Below are 15,021 nucleotides of genomic sequence, written 5' to 3'. Positions count from 1 at the left end.
GGTGCCCGCGGGCGCGACACCCACCCGCGGACACCGGTCGGACGGGGCTCTACTGCTGCGGCGAGCTGATCTCGCGCTTGAGGATCTTGCCCGTGGCCCCCTTGGGCAGCGCGTCGACGAACCACACGATCCGCGGGTACTTGTACCCCGCCACCAGGGGCTTGACGTGTGCGATGAGCTCCTCGGCGGTCACCGAGTGGCCCTCCTTGAGCGCCACGGCCGCACCGATCTCCTCGCCCAGGCTCTCGTGCGGGATGCCGATGACGGCCACCTCGGCCACGGCCGGGTGCTCGTACATGACCTCCTCGATCTCGCGGGGGTAGACGTTGTACCCGCCGCGGATGATGAGGTCCTTCTTGCGGTCGACGATGTAGTAGTAGCCGTCGTCGTCCTTGCGGGCGATGTCCCCGCTGCGGAACCAGCCGTCCACGATGGCCTCCGCGGTGGCCTCGGGCTTGCCCCAGTAGCCCTTCATCACGTTCTCGCCCTTGATCGCGATCTCGCCGTCCTCGCCCTCGGCGGCGTCCGCACCGTCCGGGTCGAGCAGCTTCATCTCCACCCCGTCGACGGGCACGCCGATCGAGCCGGGCTTGCGCTCCATGGTCGGCAGGTTGAACGAGGCCACCGGTGAGGTCTCCGACAGGCCGTAGCCCTCGAGCACGGTCGCGCCGAACTTCTCGCCGAACGCGCGCATGACCTCGACGGGCATCGCGGACCCGCCGGAGATGCAGGTGCGCAGGCTGGAGAGGTCGAAGCTCTCGCCGTCCGGGTGGTGCAGCAGGGCGGCGTACATGGTGGGCACCCCGGCGAAGACGGTCACGCCGTCGCGCTGCAGCACCTCGAGGGCCTTGGCCGGGTCGAAGCGGGGGATCAGGGTGAGGGTGGCCCCGCAGAGCACGGCCGTGTTCAGCGCGCACGTCTGGCCGAAGGCGTGGAACAGCGGCAGCGACCCGAGGATGACGTCGTCGGGGCCCAGCTCGAGCAGCGACTCCGCGGCGACCCGCGCGTTGGAGGACAGGTTCGCGTGGGTGAGCTCGGCGCCCTTGGGCTTCCCGGTGGTGCCCGAGGTGTAGAGGATGACGGCGGTGTCGGAGTCGGCACGCTCGACGACCTCGGTGAACGGCTCGGCCGCCCCCACCAGCTCGGCGAAGTCCTCGGGCCGCACCAGCACCAGCTCGGCCCCGGCCTCCTCGGCCCCGGCCCGGGCCGCGTCCTCGAAGTCGTGCCAGGCGATGAGGACCTTGGCCCCGGAGTCGGACAGGTGGTAGGCGACCTCGCGGGCCTTGAGCAGCGGGTTCAGCGGGACGACGACGGCCCCGGCCCGCAGCGCGCCGTAGTAGCAGACGGCGAACGGCGGGACGTTGGGCAGCGAGATGGCGACCTTGTCGTCCGGCTCGACCCCCTTGGCGCGCAGCAGCCCGGCCAGGTGCGCCGTGGAGCCGTCCAGCGCGGCGTAGGTGATCTCCAGGTCGTCCAGTCGCACGGCCACCCCGTCGGGCTGGCGCTCGGCACTGGCGGTCAGGTTCTGGGCGAGGTTCGTCACCTGCGGACTCCTTCGACGCGCGAGAGGTCGGCCACGCGGCGTTGCGGGCTCGGGCACACACTAGGCGAGCCCGGCTCAGCGGTGGCTCCGATCGGCCGCGGCCTCGCTGGCCGTGCGGACCTGGACGCGGCCGAACGCACCCGCACCCTTCACGGTGATCGCCGGACCACCGGTTCGGCCCGGGACGCACGCGGCGTCGCAGGTGGTGCTGCCGAAGACCATGCCTCCCTCGGTGCTCACCACCGCGTTGTCGGGCACCACGACCACCTCGCTGCCGAAGAGCACGCCGACATCGACGGTGCCGGGTCCGGTCTGCGTGACGGTGCCGCTGCCGAAGACCGTGGTGTGGTCGGCCCCGGCCACCTGCACGGCCCCGTAGGCCGCCGCGGCCACCGCCACCACCGTGACGATCCGCTTGAGCGGCCACCCGCCGGAGCGGTGCGGCCGCCGGCGGTCCACCGTGCCGCGTCCCTTCTCCAGGTCCACCCCCGGCACCGCGACCTGCTCGCCGGAGCCGTGCGAGACCGTGACCGAGCCCATCAGGGCGGAGGCCCGCACCGTCACCACCGGGGCGCCGGGCTCGGCCGGCCCGACGTCGGTGGTGCGGCTGCCCATCACCGCCGCCCCGCTCAGGTGCACCTGCACCCCGCGGGGGACGAGCACCGTGACCTCGCCCATCACGGTCACGGCCCGAACCTGCACGTCGTGCGGCAGGTCGGTGCGGCGCAGGTCCACCACCACCGTGCCCATCACCGCGGTGGCCTGCACCGGTTGGCCGGGGAGCACGGCCCCGGAGAACTGGGACTCCGACATCACGGCCACCGTCCGCAGGGGCTCCCGGGTCGTGGGCGTCGCGGGCACGACGGAGGGTTCGGGGCTGGTCACGAGATCGGCGACGACCGCGGCGAGCTCACCCCGGGTGCGGGCACCCCACACCGAGCTGGCCAGGTCCTCGTAGTCGCGCAGGCTCAGCGCGCCGCGGCCGACCGCGGCCTGCAGCTCCGCGTCGGCCACCGCCCGCTCGAGGTCGCCCACCGCGCGGTCCGCCCCGCCGTCCGTCCCCGCCGCCTCGTCCACCCGGTGATCGTGCCCCTCCGGGGCCGGGCCCGGGAAGCGTTCGGCGCAGCCGGTGGCTCCTCAGGCCGCGAGCCCGGTCTCGGCCGGCCAACCGTTGACGGTGTGCACGCGGAGCCGGTCGTCCACCAGGCGGGCCGGGAGCCCCAGCTCGCGCAGCCAGCGCAGCGCGGCGTCACCCCGGACGACGCACGCCGTGCTGACGGTGTTGGCCTCGAGGCAGGTGGCGGCGGCGACGGTGACGCTGCGCCAGCGGGTGGGCGCGGGCAGGCCGGTCCGCGGATCCACGATGTGGTGCACGGTGCGCCTTCCGTGGCTCCAGCTGCGGCGCACGGTGCTGGAGGTGGCCACCGCACCCCCGGCGGCCACGGCCACCTGGCAGGCGGGGTCGGTGGGGATGTCCTGCACCAGCACCTGCCAGCCGCCCCCGGGTGCGGGTCCGGCCGTGGCGATGTCGCCACCGAGGCTGAGCAGCACACCGCAGCCGGTCTCGGCCGCCACGAGCGCGGCGCCCCGGTCGGCGGCCACGGCCTTGGCGGTCGCCCCGAGGTCGAGGTGCGACCCCCGCGGCAGGGTCAGCACGCTGCCGTCGAGGAGGACGCGCCGCCAGCCGACGGAGTGCACGAGCACGGCCACCGGGTGGTCGTCGGTGCCCACGTGGGTGATGTCCCTGTCGTAGCCGAGGGCGTCCATCGCCGAGCCCACGGTGGGGTCCACGTCGCCGTCGGTGCGCTCGGCGGCCTCCAGCGCGGCGGCCACCAGTCGGGCGAGCAGCGCGGTCACGACCACCGGCTGGCCGTGCGCCTGCTCGACGGCGCGCAGCTCGGAGCAGGCCCGGAAACGGCTGCACGCGGCGTCGACGTCAGCCAGGTGCTGGACGACCAGGCGCCGGGCGGGCTCGAGCTGGGCGGGGTCGGTGACGACGAGGCGGGCGCGGGTGCTCCAGACGTCCCACTCGGCGGCAGCGGTGCTCACGCGCCGGTGGCCCGGCGCGCTCGGTGCCGTGCTCGGGTGCGGTTTTCCACTGCTGCCTCCTCGTGGCGGGTTCCTGGCCCCAGCCTCGCCACCGCGGCTGTGGGCAGCCTGTGAGCGGGCTGGGCCGTGCCTGGACGTCGCCGAGCACCGGGGCCGACGTCGACCGGGAGTCCTGCTTCAGCGCGGTGTCGACGGTGAGGGTGGCGGCCACCACCAGGGACAGCAGCGGATCCGGACCCACCGGGACGAGAGGGGTGCGGCCGCCCGGAGCAGGGCGGTGCTCGACGGACGACCGCAGTTCGTGGGCTGGTCCGTCACCGCCTCTCGGCGGAAGGCCGCTCGTGGCGGCTGAGGTGGGGCCCGGGGGTGGATCGGACCAGCCACGTCCTACAACACCCCGGCCGCGGGATCATTCCCGTGGCCGCAGGATCCCCACCGCCACCGTCGCGTCGAGCTCGTCGTCACGCACGATGCGGGTGCGGAACCCGTTGCGCCGCAGCAGCTCCGCCGTCGCCAGAGCCTGCCGCTCGCTCGTCTCGACCAGCACGCTCCCGCCCGGCCGCACCCAGCGCGGCGCGACGGCGGCGACCCGGCGGTGCAGGTCGAGCCCGTCGACGCCGCCGTCGAGGGCCACCCGGTGCTCGTGCACCCGGGCCTCCGGCGGCATGAGGGCCACCGCACCGGTCGGCACGTAGGGGGCGTTGACCACGAGCACGTCCACCCGGCCGCGGAGGTCGGCGGGCAGCGGCTCGTCGAGGTCGCCCAGGTGCACCCGGCCCCCCACGCCGGCCACGGCCCTGCGCGCGCAGGCCACGGCCGCGGGGTCCACGTCGGCACAGTGCAGCTCGACGGACGGGTGCAGCTCGACGGACGGGTGCAGCTCGACGGACGGGTGCAGCTCGATGGACGCACCCAGCGCCGTCACCACCGCCAGCCCCACCGCGCCCGTGCCGCAGCACAGGTCCAGCACCACGCGCGGGTCCAGCGCCACCGCCTCGCGGACCAGGAGCCCGGTGCGCCGCCGCGGCACGAACACCCCCGGCTCCACAGGCACCCGCAGCCCGCAGAACTCCGCCCAGCCCAGCACCTGCTCCAGGGGTTCGCCGGTCACCCGCCGGGCCACCAGCGCCTCCAGGTCGCCACCGGCCCCCACCAGCAGCTCGGCCTCGTCCTCGGCGAACACGCAGCCCGCGGCGCGCAGCCGCTCGACGACGGACCCGGGCACTAGCCCTGCTCGGCGTCGGCCTTGAGCCGGTCCAGGGTGCGTCGGATGTTGCCGCGCTGGAACGCCGCGAACGTCGTCCCGGTGGCCACCGTGTCGAAGGCGCGGACCAGCGTGTCCGGCCACGGGCGGTCGTCGGTCCAGGTCTCGGTGACCAGGGTGCCGCCGTCGACGGGGGTGAGGCGGTACTCCCAGCTGGCGTTGCGGGCCGGCACGAGGGGCCGTCCCAGCCCGATGCGGTGCACCCGGAAGGCGAAGCGCGACCCGGGATCGGCGGCGGTGACCACCGCGCGGGTGACCCACCGTCGGCGGCCGCGCCGGTTGGTGCCGTCGAACTCCGCGCCGACCGGCAGCGAGCCGGTGGTGGAGGCCCCGGTGTTCTCCGGGCTCCAGCGGCGCATCTGGCTGGGGTCGCTCACGAGGGCGTACAGCGCCTCCGGCGTCGCGGCGACGAGCACCTCGTCCGAGACCGTGCGCACCCTGTCCACGTCAGGCCTGCAGGAACTGGGCGATGGTCGCGGCCGAGGCCTCGGGCTCCTCGAGCAGGAACAGGTGTCCGCCACCGTGCACCACGTGCAGGTGCGCCCGCGGGATCCGCCACGCCAGGATGCGGCCGTTGGCCAGCGGCACGATCGGGTCGTCGTCGCCGTTCATGACCAGGGTGCGCTGCCGGAGGCGGTGCAGCCACGGCAGGCTCGACCAGCCCTGGATGGAGTAGAGCTGGTGGGCGTAGCCGGCCCAGGACGGGGGCGCCGCGAAGCGTGCCGCCGTGTGGTGCACGGGGGAGCCCTCGGCAGACCGGGAGCGCCCGCCGTACAGGGTGCCCGCCACCTGCCGGAAGTACTCGGGATCGCGGTACCGGCGCGGGGTGCTCATCCGCAGCAGCACGGACGGCGAGGCGGGCACCCCACCCACGCCCGGCATGGTCGCGGCGAGCACGAGCTTGCGCACAAGCTGCGGCGCCTGGCGGGTGAGCTGCTGGGCGATGGCGCCACCCAGGGACACCCCGAGCACGTCCACCTGCCCCAGGGCCAGCGCACCGAGCACGTGCTCCACCACCCGGGCGATCGCGGACATCCGGCGGGGCAGGAACCAGCCCGTGGACTCGCCCGTGCCCGGGGCGTCGAAGGTGATGGTCTGGAAGCCCCGGGGCACCAGCTCCCGCTCGAGCGGCTCCCACATGCCCATGTTGCCGCCCAGCCCCATGATGAGCAGCAGCGGCTGACCGGTGCCGCGCACGGAGACCTTGATGTCCAGGCCGTCGACGTGCACGAGCCGGACGTCGGCGTCGGGGAAGGTGTTCACGGCGGTCGATGGTACGGGGGCGGCCGTTGCCATGCTGGGCGCCGGCTCAGGTGGCGAAGACGTAGGTGCCCGGGGCCGCCGCCAGGACGGGGTGCGCCGCGTCGCCCAGGCTCGTCGGCGCGGGCTTGGACCCCCCGGAGTGGGTACCGAGCCAGGCCACGTAGTCGGTCCACCAGCTGCCCTGGACGGGCTCGTTGTCGGCCAGGAACTGCTGCGGGTCGGTCGGGGTGGTGTCGCTGACGCGGTAGCTGGCCTTCTTGTTGGTCGGCGGGTTGACCAGGGCGGCGATGTGCCCGCTGGTGGAGAGCACGAACCGGCTCCTCCCACCCAGCAGGTGCACGCTGCGGTAGCAGCTGGCCCACGGGCAGATGTGGTCGGCGATCCCGGCCACCACGTAGGAGTCGACCGTGACCTTCGAGAGGTCCACGGGCGAGCCCAGCACGGTCACCGCACCCGGGGTGACCAGCGAGTTGTGCAGTCCCAGCTGCAGGAAGTCGGCGTGCAGCTCGGCGGCCATCCGGGTGGTGTCGGCGTTCCAGTAGAGGACGTCGAAGGCCGGGGGCTGCTTGCCCAGCAGGTAGTTGTTGACCCAGTAGTTCCACACCAGGTCACCTGGGCGCAGCCAGGCGAACACCGCGGCGAGGCTGCGTCCGTCGAGGTAGCCGTCGGCGCGGGACTTGGCGGCCGCGGCGCGCACCAGCTCCGGGCTGGTCACCGAGGACATCAGCCCGGCGCGGGACTGGTCCAGCAGCGTGACGCCCAGGGAGAAGCCGGAGAGGCGGTCCTCCTGGCCGGTGTTGACCAGGTGGCCCAGGGTCAGCGAGGAGATGATGCCGCCCGCGCACAGCGAGAACAGCACCTGCTGGTCGGTCTCGGCGATCTGCTCCACGGCGTCCATGGCGTCGAGCACGGCCTGCACGTAGGTGTCCAGGCCCCAGGCGGCGTGCTTGCGGCTGGGGTTGCGCCAGCTGACCAGGAACACCTGCTGGCCCGAGGCGACGAAGTGCTCCACCATGCTGCGGCCCGGGGCCAGGTCGGCCACGTAGTACTTGTTGATCGTCGGCGGCACCAGCAACATCGGCGCGGTGCGGACGGTCTCCGTGGTCGGGGTGTACTGCAGCAGCTCGAAGACCTCGGTCCGCAGGACCACGGCCCCGGGGGTGATGGCCAGGTCCTGACCGACGTTGAACGCCGAGGTGTCGACCATGGCCGGCACGCGGGGCTTCACGGCCATGTCGGTGGCGAAGTTGCGGAGACCGCGCGCGTAGCTGGTGCCGCCGGTGTCCAGCGCCGCCTTGAGCGCGGCGGGGTTGAGGAACGGGTTGTTGCTCGGGCTCAGCGCCTCGACGAGGTTCTCCGCGACGAAGGTCATCCGCTCGCGGTCCTTCCAGCGAAGCCCGGCGTCGCCGACGAGGTCCTTGGTGGCCTGACCGGTGACGAGGTAGGTCTGCAGCACCCGGCGAAGCCACGCGTTGTCCGTCCAGGCCTGCTCGGCGAAGCGGCGGTCCTTCGCGGACGGCTCGACGGAGGAGAAGCCCACCGCCACCTTGGCCAGCTCACCGGCGGTGCCGGCCACCCGGCGGCCCAGCTTCTGCGGACGGGTGGCCAGGCGCGCGGCCATCCGCAGGCCCGACATGCCCGGGTTGAACCGCCGCAGCGGCCCGAAGACCGCGTCCACCAGGAGTGAGTCCAGCGGTGCGGCGACGTCCACGCTGTCGGCCCCCATCGCCCTGTCGGGCGGGGCCGCCGGGGTGGGACGGGAGCTGGCGGAGCGTGCCGCGGTGGAGCGGGTGGCGGACCCGGTGACCGCGCGCGGCGACCCCTTCCGGGCGCGGGACGTGGTGGCCGCGGCCTTCCGCGGGCTCGCCCGCCGAGGCTTCGGGGCGGCCTTCTCGGTGTTGGCGTCCGTGCTCATCGTCACCCTCCGGGGCTTTGTGACTGCAGTCACCCGACAGTAGGCCACCCGGTGGGACCCGCCTGACACGTGGGAGGCGGGTTCATCCCGTTCCTCCGGGTGCGCGACGATGTGCGGATGACCCTCCGCCACGCACTGGTCCTCGTCCCTGCGGCCGCGTGCGTGCTCCTGGCGTCGGCCTGCTCCAGCGACCCCGGGCCGGCGTCGACCGCACCGGCGGGCTCGGCCGCCTCCATCGGCCCCAGCGGCCCCACCGTGTCGGGCACCGACGCCGACGCCGTTCAGCTCGTCGACCAGACCGGTGACGGCACCACGGTCACCGTCGCCGGGGTCGGGGCGGCGGAGGCAGGCTGGATCGCGGTGGTGGACCCGTCCGGTGCGGTGGTGGGCAGCGCCGCGGTGCCGGCGGGGGAGAGCCGGGACGTGGTGGTGACGCTGGACCCGCCGCTCACGGCCACGCAGGGGATCACCGCCCAGCTGCACCGCGACGTCGGGGACGCGGCGTTCGACGCGTCCACGGACCCCTACGTCACCGGTGGCGACGGAGGCCTCGTCGGGGCCGACGCCCGCTACACCGTGGGCTGACCGCTGCTGCGTCCCCGCGCCGGGAGTGACCGGTGTCAGCGGTCGTCGGAGAGCTCGGCGGCCGCCAGCTCGTCACCGTCGAGCAGGTCCTCGCGCAGGCAGCCCTCCTGGTAGGCCACCTGCCCCACCCGCTGGGCCACCACCGGGGCGGTGACGAGCTGGAAGACGATGGCCAGCAGCAGCATCCAGACGTGCACGTCGCCCCGCAGCGCCAGGATCGCGCCCAGCAGCGTGAGGACCATCCCCAGGGTCTGCGGCTTGGTGGCGGCGTGCATCCGCGACAGCGTGTCGGGGAAGCGCAGGACGCCGATCGCCGCCGCCAGCGCCAGCAGCGCCCCGACCAGCACCAGCGCGGCGCCGAGCAGGTCCAGCGCGGAGCTCACGTCTCGTCCCGCACGCGGAAGCGAGCCACGCTGACCGAGCCGACGAAGGCGAGCAGCGTGAGGGCGACGATCGCCGGTACCAGCGACGAGCTCCCGGTGGCCGCGGAGTAGGTGACCATGCCACCGATGGCGATCGCGACGAGCACGTCGACGGCCACCACCCGGTCCAGCGAGGACGGCCCACGCAGCATGCGCACCATGGTGAGGGTGGCGGCGAGCAGCAGGCAGACCCCGCTCACCCCGTAGATCACGGTCACGGTGCCTCCTGCAGGTCGTGGGGCTCGGGGTCACGGGGCTCGGGGTCACGGGGGGCGGCGAAGCTCCGGTCGAGCAGCTCCTCGAGCCGCAGCGCCGAGCGGCGCAGCCGGCGGTTGCTGTCGCCCGGCCGTGCGTCGCGGTGCTCGACGGCGAGCACGTGCACGTAGAGCCGGCGCTGCACCGCGTCGACCTCCAGCACCACCGCACCGGGCTGCAGGTTGAGCAGGCTCACCACCAGGCTCAGCACCAGGTCGGAGCGGGTGCTGAGCTGCACCGAGGTGATCGAGGTGCGAGGGGGTCCGCCCGGCCGGACCGAGAGCCACGCGACGTCGGCGCTGGACACCACGAGGTCCACGGCCACCCGGACGGCCAGCCGCAGGACGGGCAGCGGCCGGATGCGTCCCTCGGTGGGCACCACCGGCAGCGGCAGCAGCAGCCGGATCAGCACGGCCACCACCACCCCGCCCAGGACGTTGGCGACGGACGCGGTCCCCCACAGCAGCACCCACACCGCCGTCAGCCACACCACCACGGCGAGGCCGGTCACCCGTGAGCGGGTCACCGGGCGCCGTCGGGCCCGAGCACGGTCTGCACGTACACCGACGGGTCGCGGAGGTCGTCGGCCGCACGGTCGGTGATGCCGATGATCGGTCCGGCCAGGACCGTCAGCAGCAGGCTCACCCCGATCATGGCCACGGTGGGTGCGAGCATGCCCAGCGGGATCCGGCCGACCCGGCTGCGCTGGGCCAGGGCCACGTCGCCGCTGCTGCCCTCGCCGGGCTCGATCTCGCCGCTGTCGGCCAGGTGGCCCTCCGGGGCGTCCTCCCGGGAGCGCCAGAACGCCTTGGTCCACACGCGGGCCACGACGTAGAGCGTGAGCAGGCTCGTCACGACGCTGCCGACCACCAGCGCCCAGGCGAGGACGCTGCCGTCGGCGACGCCGGCCTGCAGCAGTGCCACCTTGCCGAGGAACCCGGAGAACGGCGGGATGCCCCCGAGGTTGAGTGCGGCCACCAGGTACAGCCCGCCCAGCACGGGACTGGTGGCGGCCAGCCCGCCGAGCCGTCGCAGCGAGGCCGTCCCGCCCTGGCGCTCGATGATGCCGACCACGAGGAACAGGGCCGTCTGCACGACGATGTGGTGGGCCACGTAGTAGATGGCGCCCGAGAGCCCCGCCCGGGTGCCGAGGGCGATGCCGAAGACCATGTACCCGATGTGGCTGACCAGGGTGAACGACAGCAGCCGCTTGACGTCGTTCTGCGCGATGGCGCCGAGGATCCCCACCAGCATGGTCAGCAGCGCGGCCACCATGAGGACCCCGTTCAGCGCACCGCCGGGGAACAGCAGCGTCTGGGTGCGGATGATGGCGTAGACGCCGACCTTGGTCAGCAGCCCGGCGAAGACCGCGGTGACCGGGGCGGGCGCGGTGGGGTAGGAGTCGGGCAGCCACGCCGAGAGCGGGAACACCGCGGCCTTGAGCGCGAAGGCCACCAGCAGCACGCAGAACATCGCGTTCCGGGTGCCCTCGGGGACCCCGGCCAGCCGGACCGAGAGCTGGGCCATGTTCAGCGTCCCCGTGGCGGCGTAGACCAGCGCGATGCCCACGAGGAACACCACCGACGACGTGAGGTTCACCACCACGTAGGACACCCCGGCCCGGATGCGGTCCGCGCCGCCGCCCACGGTGAGCAGCACGTAGCTGGCGGCCAGCAGCACCTCGAAGCCGACGTAGAGGTTGAACAGGTCGCCGGCCAGGAACGCGTTGGCCACACCCGCGGCGAGCACCAGGTAGGTGGGTTGGAAGATCGAGACGGGTTGTCGCTCGTCGCCGTCGCGCACGCCCTGGCCGATGGCGAACACGAGCACGGCCAGCAGCACGGTGGACGCCACCACGAGCATCAGCGCCGAGAGCCGGTCGACCACCAGGGTGATGCCCACCGGCGCGACCCAGCCGCCCACCTGGACGGCGGTGGTGCCGTCGCGGTCGGCCAGCAGCAGCAGCGTCACCACGACGGCCAGCACGGTGGTCAGCACCGTGACGCTGATGGCCCGCTGCACCTGGGGCCGGCGCCCGACCACCAGGCAGGCCGCCGCGCCGAGCAGGGGCAGCAGCACCGGCAGCGGGGCCAGGGTGGCGGTGTCGAGCGCGGTCACGGGTGCGCCCCGCCCCTCGACCCGGGGTCGTCCTCGTCGCCCTCGAGCGGGGCGAGCTCGGTGTCGCCCTCGAGCGGGGCGAGCTCGGTGTCGCCCTCGAGCGGGGCGAGCTCGGTGTCGCCCTCGAGCGGGGGGAGCTCGGTGTCGATGAGGACGTCCTTGGTGATCGCGGCCCCGAACCGGTCGCCGGCTGCGGTGTCCCCGCCCCGTCGGGCGCTCTCGGAGCGGTCGCGGTCCGGTGCGTCGGCCCGCCTCCGGTGGGCCACGGTCACGTCCTCGGGGTCGTCCTCGATGGCGTCCGCGCGGGTGAGGGTGAACGCGCGGTAGGTCAGGGCCAGGACGAACGCAGCCAGGCCCATGGTGATGACGATGGCCGTCAGGACCATCCCCTGGGCCAGGGGGTCGGCCATGCCCTCCTCGGCGAAGCGACCGACCAGGGCCGGGTCACCGGCCGGCCCGCCCGCGGTGAGCAGGAGCAGGTTGGTGGCGTTGCCCAGCAGCAGCACGCCGAGCAGCACACGGGTGACGCTGCGCTCGAGGAGCAGGTACACCCCGCAGGAGTAGAGCACCCCGATGACGACGAGAAGGCCCAGGTTCGCGGTCACACCCCGCCGCCCCGCACGGCGGGCGAGGAGTCGGCGAGCCGGTCGTCGCCCCCCTCGTCGAGGGCCTCGCGGTCGAGCCCGGCGCCGAGGCTGCGCAGCACGTCCAGGACGAGGCCGACCACGACCAGGTACACCCCGGTGTCGAAGAACAGCGCGGTCACCAGCTTGACGTCGCCCAGCAGGGGCAGGGTCACCTCCAGCACGGCCGAGGACAGCACCGGGGCTCCGAGGAACAGCGACGCCACGGCCGTGCCCCCGGCGAGCAGCAGCCCGAGACCGAGGATGAGCCCGGCGTCCACCGGCAGCGTCTCGCCCAGCTCGTAGCGACCGCCCGCCAGGTAGCGCACCACCAGGGCGAGCCCGGCCACGAGTCCGCCGGCGAATCCGCCGCCCGGGGCGTTGTGGCCGGAGAACAGGAAGTAGATCGACAGCACCATGACCGTCGGGAAGACCAGCCGGGCGGAGACCTCGAGCACCAGGGAGCGGTGCCTGGCGTCGACGAACCGCCCGCCCGCGAGCCAGGTCGTGCCGGCGTCCGGGGCGACGTCGGACGCCGGGTCGTCGGGGGAGTCGGGCCGGGCGTGGCGCACCGCGTCGGACACCCGGGGTGCGGTGCCGGTGCGGCGGTGGCGGAACACGAGGCTGGCCACCCCGGTGGCGGCGACCAGGAGCACCGAGATCTCACCCAGGGTGTCCCACGCGCGGATGTCCACCAGCAGCACGTTGACGACGTTGGCGCCGTTGCCGCGGGTGTAGGCGGCGTCGGGCAGGAGCTTCGCGACGGGGACGGTGGTGCGGGCGTTGACGGCGTACGCCCCGACCACCGTGATGGCGGTGCCGACACCGACGGCCAGCACCGCCCGGGGGCCGCGACGCCCGACGGAGTTGCTGTCCTGCATGTCGGGCGGCAGCTTGCGCAGCATCAGCACGAAGATCACCAGCGTCAGCGTCTCCACCAGCACCTGGGTCAGGGCCAGGTCCGGCGCCCCGTGGATGGCGAAGACGATGCCCGCGGCGTAGCCCGTCAGCCCCACCAGCAGCACGCCCGTGAGGCGGTTGCGGGTGCTGGTGGCGGCCAGCGCGGCGACGACGGCGAGGGCCCCGACCGCCAGCTGCAACGGGGAGTCGGCCAGCCGCAGCCGCACCCCGGTGTCGGTGCCGAGCACGAGGAACACCGTCGGCACCACCGTGAGGGTCACGAGGATGGTCGTCAGGTTCAGCGGCAGCGAGCCGCGCTGGGTCACCCCGGTCAGCCGCAGCGAGAGCACGTCGGCGAAGCGCAGCGACGCGTCGTACGCGCGGTCGGCGTTGCCCAGGGCGGGGCTGCGGAACTGCAGGTGCTCCACGCCCTCACGGGCCCAGAACAGCGCGACGCCGGCCACGACCGCCAGCACGCTGAGCCCGAGAGCGGGGTTGAGGCCGTGCCAGAGCGCCAGGTGGTACCCCGGCTCGTCGGGTGCGGCGCGCACGGTGTCGGCATAGGGGGCCAGCGCGTGGTCCACCAGCGGGGCCAGCAGCCCGGCCACGAGGCAGCCCGCGGCCAGCAGCACGGGGGCGGCGAGGAACAGCGGACCCGGGACGTGCATGGCGCGCACGGCCGGGCTGCCCTGCGGGCGGCCCTTGTCCGCGAAGGCTCCCCACACGAACCGGAGGCTGTAGGCCGCGGTGAAGGCCGAACCGAGCACGACGGCGGCGAGGGTCAGCAGCGCGGCCCGCGCGTCGGGCAGGCCGCCGTGCAGCAGGGACTCCAGAGCCGCCTCCTTGCCCACGAAGCCCACCAGCGGCGGCAGCCCGGCCATGCTCGCCGCGGCCAGCGCGGCGGCCACGAGCAGGACGGGCTGGCGGCGGCCGAGGCCGGCGAGCCGGCGCAGGTCCCGGGTGCCCGTCGAGTGGTCGATCACCCCCACCACGAGGAACAGGGTGGACTTGAACAGCGCGTGCGCGAGGACCATCGCCGCCCCGGCCAGGGCCATGTCCCGGGTGCCCGCCCCCACCAGCACCACGAGGAAGCCGAGCTGGCTCACGGTTCCGAAGGCCAGCACGAGCTTGAGGTCGTGCTCGCGCAGGGCGCGCCAGCCGGCGACGAGCATCGACGTGAGACCCAGCGGCACCACCGTCCACCGCCAGGCTCCCGCGTCCGCGAAGGCCGGGGACAGCCGTGCCACCAGGTAGATGCCCGCCTTGACCATGGCGGCGGCGTGCAGGTACGCGCTGACCGGTGTGGGGGCGGCCATGGCGCCGGGCAGCCAGAAGTGCAGGGGGATGATGGCCGACTTGCTCAGCGCACCGACGAGCACCAGGACCAGTGCCACCCCGGTGAGCCAGGCGTGCCGGTCGAGCAGCACCGGGGCCCGGTCGAGGATGGTCGAGAGCCGGTAGCTGCCCGCGAGCCCGCCCAGGATGATGAGCCCCACGAGCATGGCGAGGCCGCCGGAGGTGGTCACGAGCAGCGCCTGGGTGGCCGCGCGACGGCTGGTGGCCCGTTCGGCGTAGTGCCCCACCAGCAGGAACGACAGGACGGTCGTCAGCTCCCAGAAGGTGTAGAGCAGCAGCACGTTGTCGCTGACCACGAGCCCGAACATCGCGCCCGCGAAGGCCACCATCAGCGCCGCGAACAGGCCCACCCGCGCCTCGCCGGCGTCGAAGTAGCGGGCGCAGTACAGCAGCACCAGCGCACCCACCCCGGTGACGAGGCTGGCCAGGATCGCCGCGAGCGGGTCCAGGCGCAGGGCGACGTCGAGGCTGAGCCCGGGCACCCAGGCCACGTCGACGCGCTGCTCGGTGCCGGCGTGCAGGAGCGTCCACACCAGGCCTGCGGCCGGTACGGCGGCGAGCACCACGAAGGCCGACGGACCGACCCGGCGCACCAGCGTCGGGGCGAGGACGGCCGCCACGGCGTGGGCGAGCAGGACGTGCAGCACAGGGGCACTCCGTCACGGGGGCGTGGTCGGCGGGGTGTCGCGGGAGCCGTCGAGCGACGGTGCAGGTGCCAATCTATCGGG

Annotated in this window: 14 protein-coding genes; 1 reads left to right on the top strand and 13 read right to left on the bottom strand. The window is 74.1% G+C overall.

What is annotated here, in order from left to right:
* Positions 1-49: 49 nt before the first annotated feature.
* The 7 genes from RHODO2019_RS14590 to RHODO2019_RS14560 all read right to left on the bottom strand — a co-directional run bounded on the left by RHODO2019_RS14590 (position 50) and on the right by RHODO2019_RS14560 (position 7,845).
* A complete protein-coding gene (locus RHODO2019_RS14590; protein WP_265382471.1) occupies positions 50-1,543 on the bottom strand; it encodes a long-chain-fatty-acid--CoA ligase in 1,494 nt (497 codons plus the stop codon).
* 75 nt (positions 1,544-1,618) lie between these two features.
* On the bottom strand, positions 1,619-2,620 hold the full coding sequence (locus RHODO2019_RS14585; RefSeq protein ID WP_265382470.1) for a DUF1707 SHOCT-like domain-containing protein: 1,002 nt from the start codon (positions 2,618-2,620) through the stop codon (positions 1,619-1,621).
* Between the two features lie 60 nt (positions 2,621-2,680).
* Positions 2,681-3,592 (bottom strand): FAD:protein FMN transferase, encoded by a 912-nt coding sequence (locus RHODO2019_RS14580; protein ID WP_265382469.1) that lies wholly within the window; start codon positions 3,590-3,592, stop codon positions 2,681-2,683.
* Positions 3,593-4,001: 409 nt separating this feature from the next.
* On the bottom strand, positions 4,002-4,817 hold the full coding sequence (locus RHODO2019_RS14575; protein WP_265382468.1) for a putative protein N(5)-glutamine methyltransferase: 816 nt from the start codon (positions 4,815-4,817) through the stop codon (positions 4,002-4,004).
* A complete protein-coding gene (locus tag RHODO2019_RS14570; RefSeq protein ID WP_354005542.1) occupies positions 4,817-5,293 on the bottom strand; it encodes an SRPBCC family protein in 477 nt (158 codons plus the stop codon). Before RHODO2019_RS14570 ends, RHODO2019_RS14575 begins: the two co-directional genes overlap by 1 nt.
* Positions 5,294-5,303: 10 nt before the next feature.
* Positions 5,304-6,119, bottom strand: coding sequence for an alpha/beta fold hydrolase (locus RHODO2019_RS14565; protein ID WP_265382466.1), 816 nt, complete (start codon positions 6,117-6,119; stop codon positions 5,304-5,306).
* 46 nt (positions 6,120-6,165) lie between these two features.
* Entirely contained in the window at positions 6,166-7,845 is a 1,680-nt protein-coding gene (locus RHODO2019_RS14560; RefSeq protein ID WP_435532228.1) for a PHA/PHB synthase family protein, read from the bottom strand.
* Between the two features lie 306 nt (positions 7,846-8,151).
* Here RHODO2019_RS14560 and RHODO2019_RS14555 point away from each other — a divergent pair, with 306 nt between their 5' ends.
* Entirely contained in the window at positions 8,152-8,619 is a 468-nt protein-coding gene (locus tag RHODO2019_RS14555) for a DUF7282 domain-containing protein (protein WP_265382464.1), read from the top strand.
* 35 nt (positions 8,620-8,654) lie between these two features.
* Here the strand turns inward: RHODO2019_RS14555 and mnhG are convergent, their stop codons facing one another.
* Genes mnhG through RHODO2019_RS14525 form a run of 6 tightly spaced genes read right to left on the bottom strand, consistent with a single transcriptional unit; the run spans position 8,655 to position 14,940 of the window.
* Complete coding sequence (mnhG, locus tag RHODO2019_RS14550) at positions 8,655-9,002, bottom strand: monovalent cation/H(+) antiporter subunit G (protein WP_265382463.1); 348 nt, start codon at positions 9,000-9,002, stop codon at positions 8,655-8,657.
* Positions 8,999-9,259: a monovalent cation/H+ antiporter complex subunit F gene (locus tag RHODO2019_RS14545; protein WP_265382462.1), complete on the bottom strand. Its 261-nt coding sequence runs from the start codon at positions 9,257-9,259 to the stop codon at positions 8,999-9,001. Before RHODO2019_RS14545 ends, mnhG begins: the two co-directional genes overlap by 4 nt.
* Positions 9,256-9,807, bottom strand: a complete 552-nt coding sequence (locus tag RHODO2019_RS14540) for a Na+/H+ antiporter subunit E (RefSeq protein WP_265382461.1) — start codon at positions 9,805-9,807, stop codon at positions 9,256-9,258. The genes RHODO2019_RS14545 and RHODO2019_RS14540 overlap by 4 nt, the downstream gene beginning before the upstream one ends.
* A gap of 11 nt (positions 9,808-9,818) precedes the next feature.
* On the bottom strand, positions 9,819-11,414 hold the full coding sequence (locus tag RHODO2019_RS14535) for a Na+/H+ antiporter subunit D (protein ID WP_265382460.1): 1,596 nt from the start codon (positions 11,412-11,414) through the stop codon (positions 9,819-9,821).
* Entirely contained in the window at positions 11,411-12,019 is a 609-nt protein-coding gene (locus RHODO2019_RS14530) for a Na(+)/H(+) antiporter subunit C (protein ID WP_265382459.1), read from the bottom strand. The genes RHODO2019_RS14535 and RHODO2019_RS14530 overlap by 4 nt, the downstream gene beginning before the upstream one ends.
* Positions 12,016-14,940 carry a Na+/H+ antiporter subunit A gene (locus RHODO2019_RS14525; RefSeq protein ID WP_265382458.1) on the bottom strand — a complete coding sequence of 975 codons (2,925 nt, stop codon included), beginning with the start codon at positions 14,938-14,940 and terminating at the stop codon, positions 12,016-12,018. The genes RHODO2019_RS14530 and RHODO2019_RS14525 overlap by 4 nt, the downstream gene beginning before the upstream one ends.
* Between the last annotated feature and the right edge of the window lie 81 nt (positions 14,941-15,021).

It is taken from the genome of Rhodococcus antarcticus, from assembly GCF_026153295.1.
GTDB classification, from domain to species: domain Bacteria; phylum Actinomycetota; class Actinomycetes; order Mycobacteriales; family Mycobacteriaceae; genus Rhodococcus_D; species Rhodococcus_D antarcticus.
Note: the sequence above shows the minus strand (reverse complement) of the source record. Positions and strands in the feature narration are given on the sequence as shown.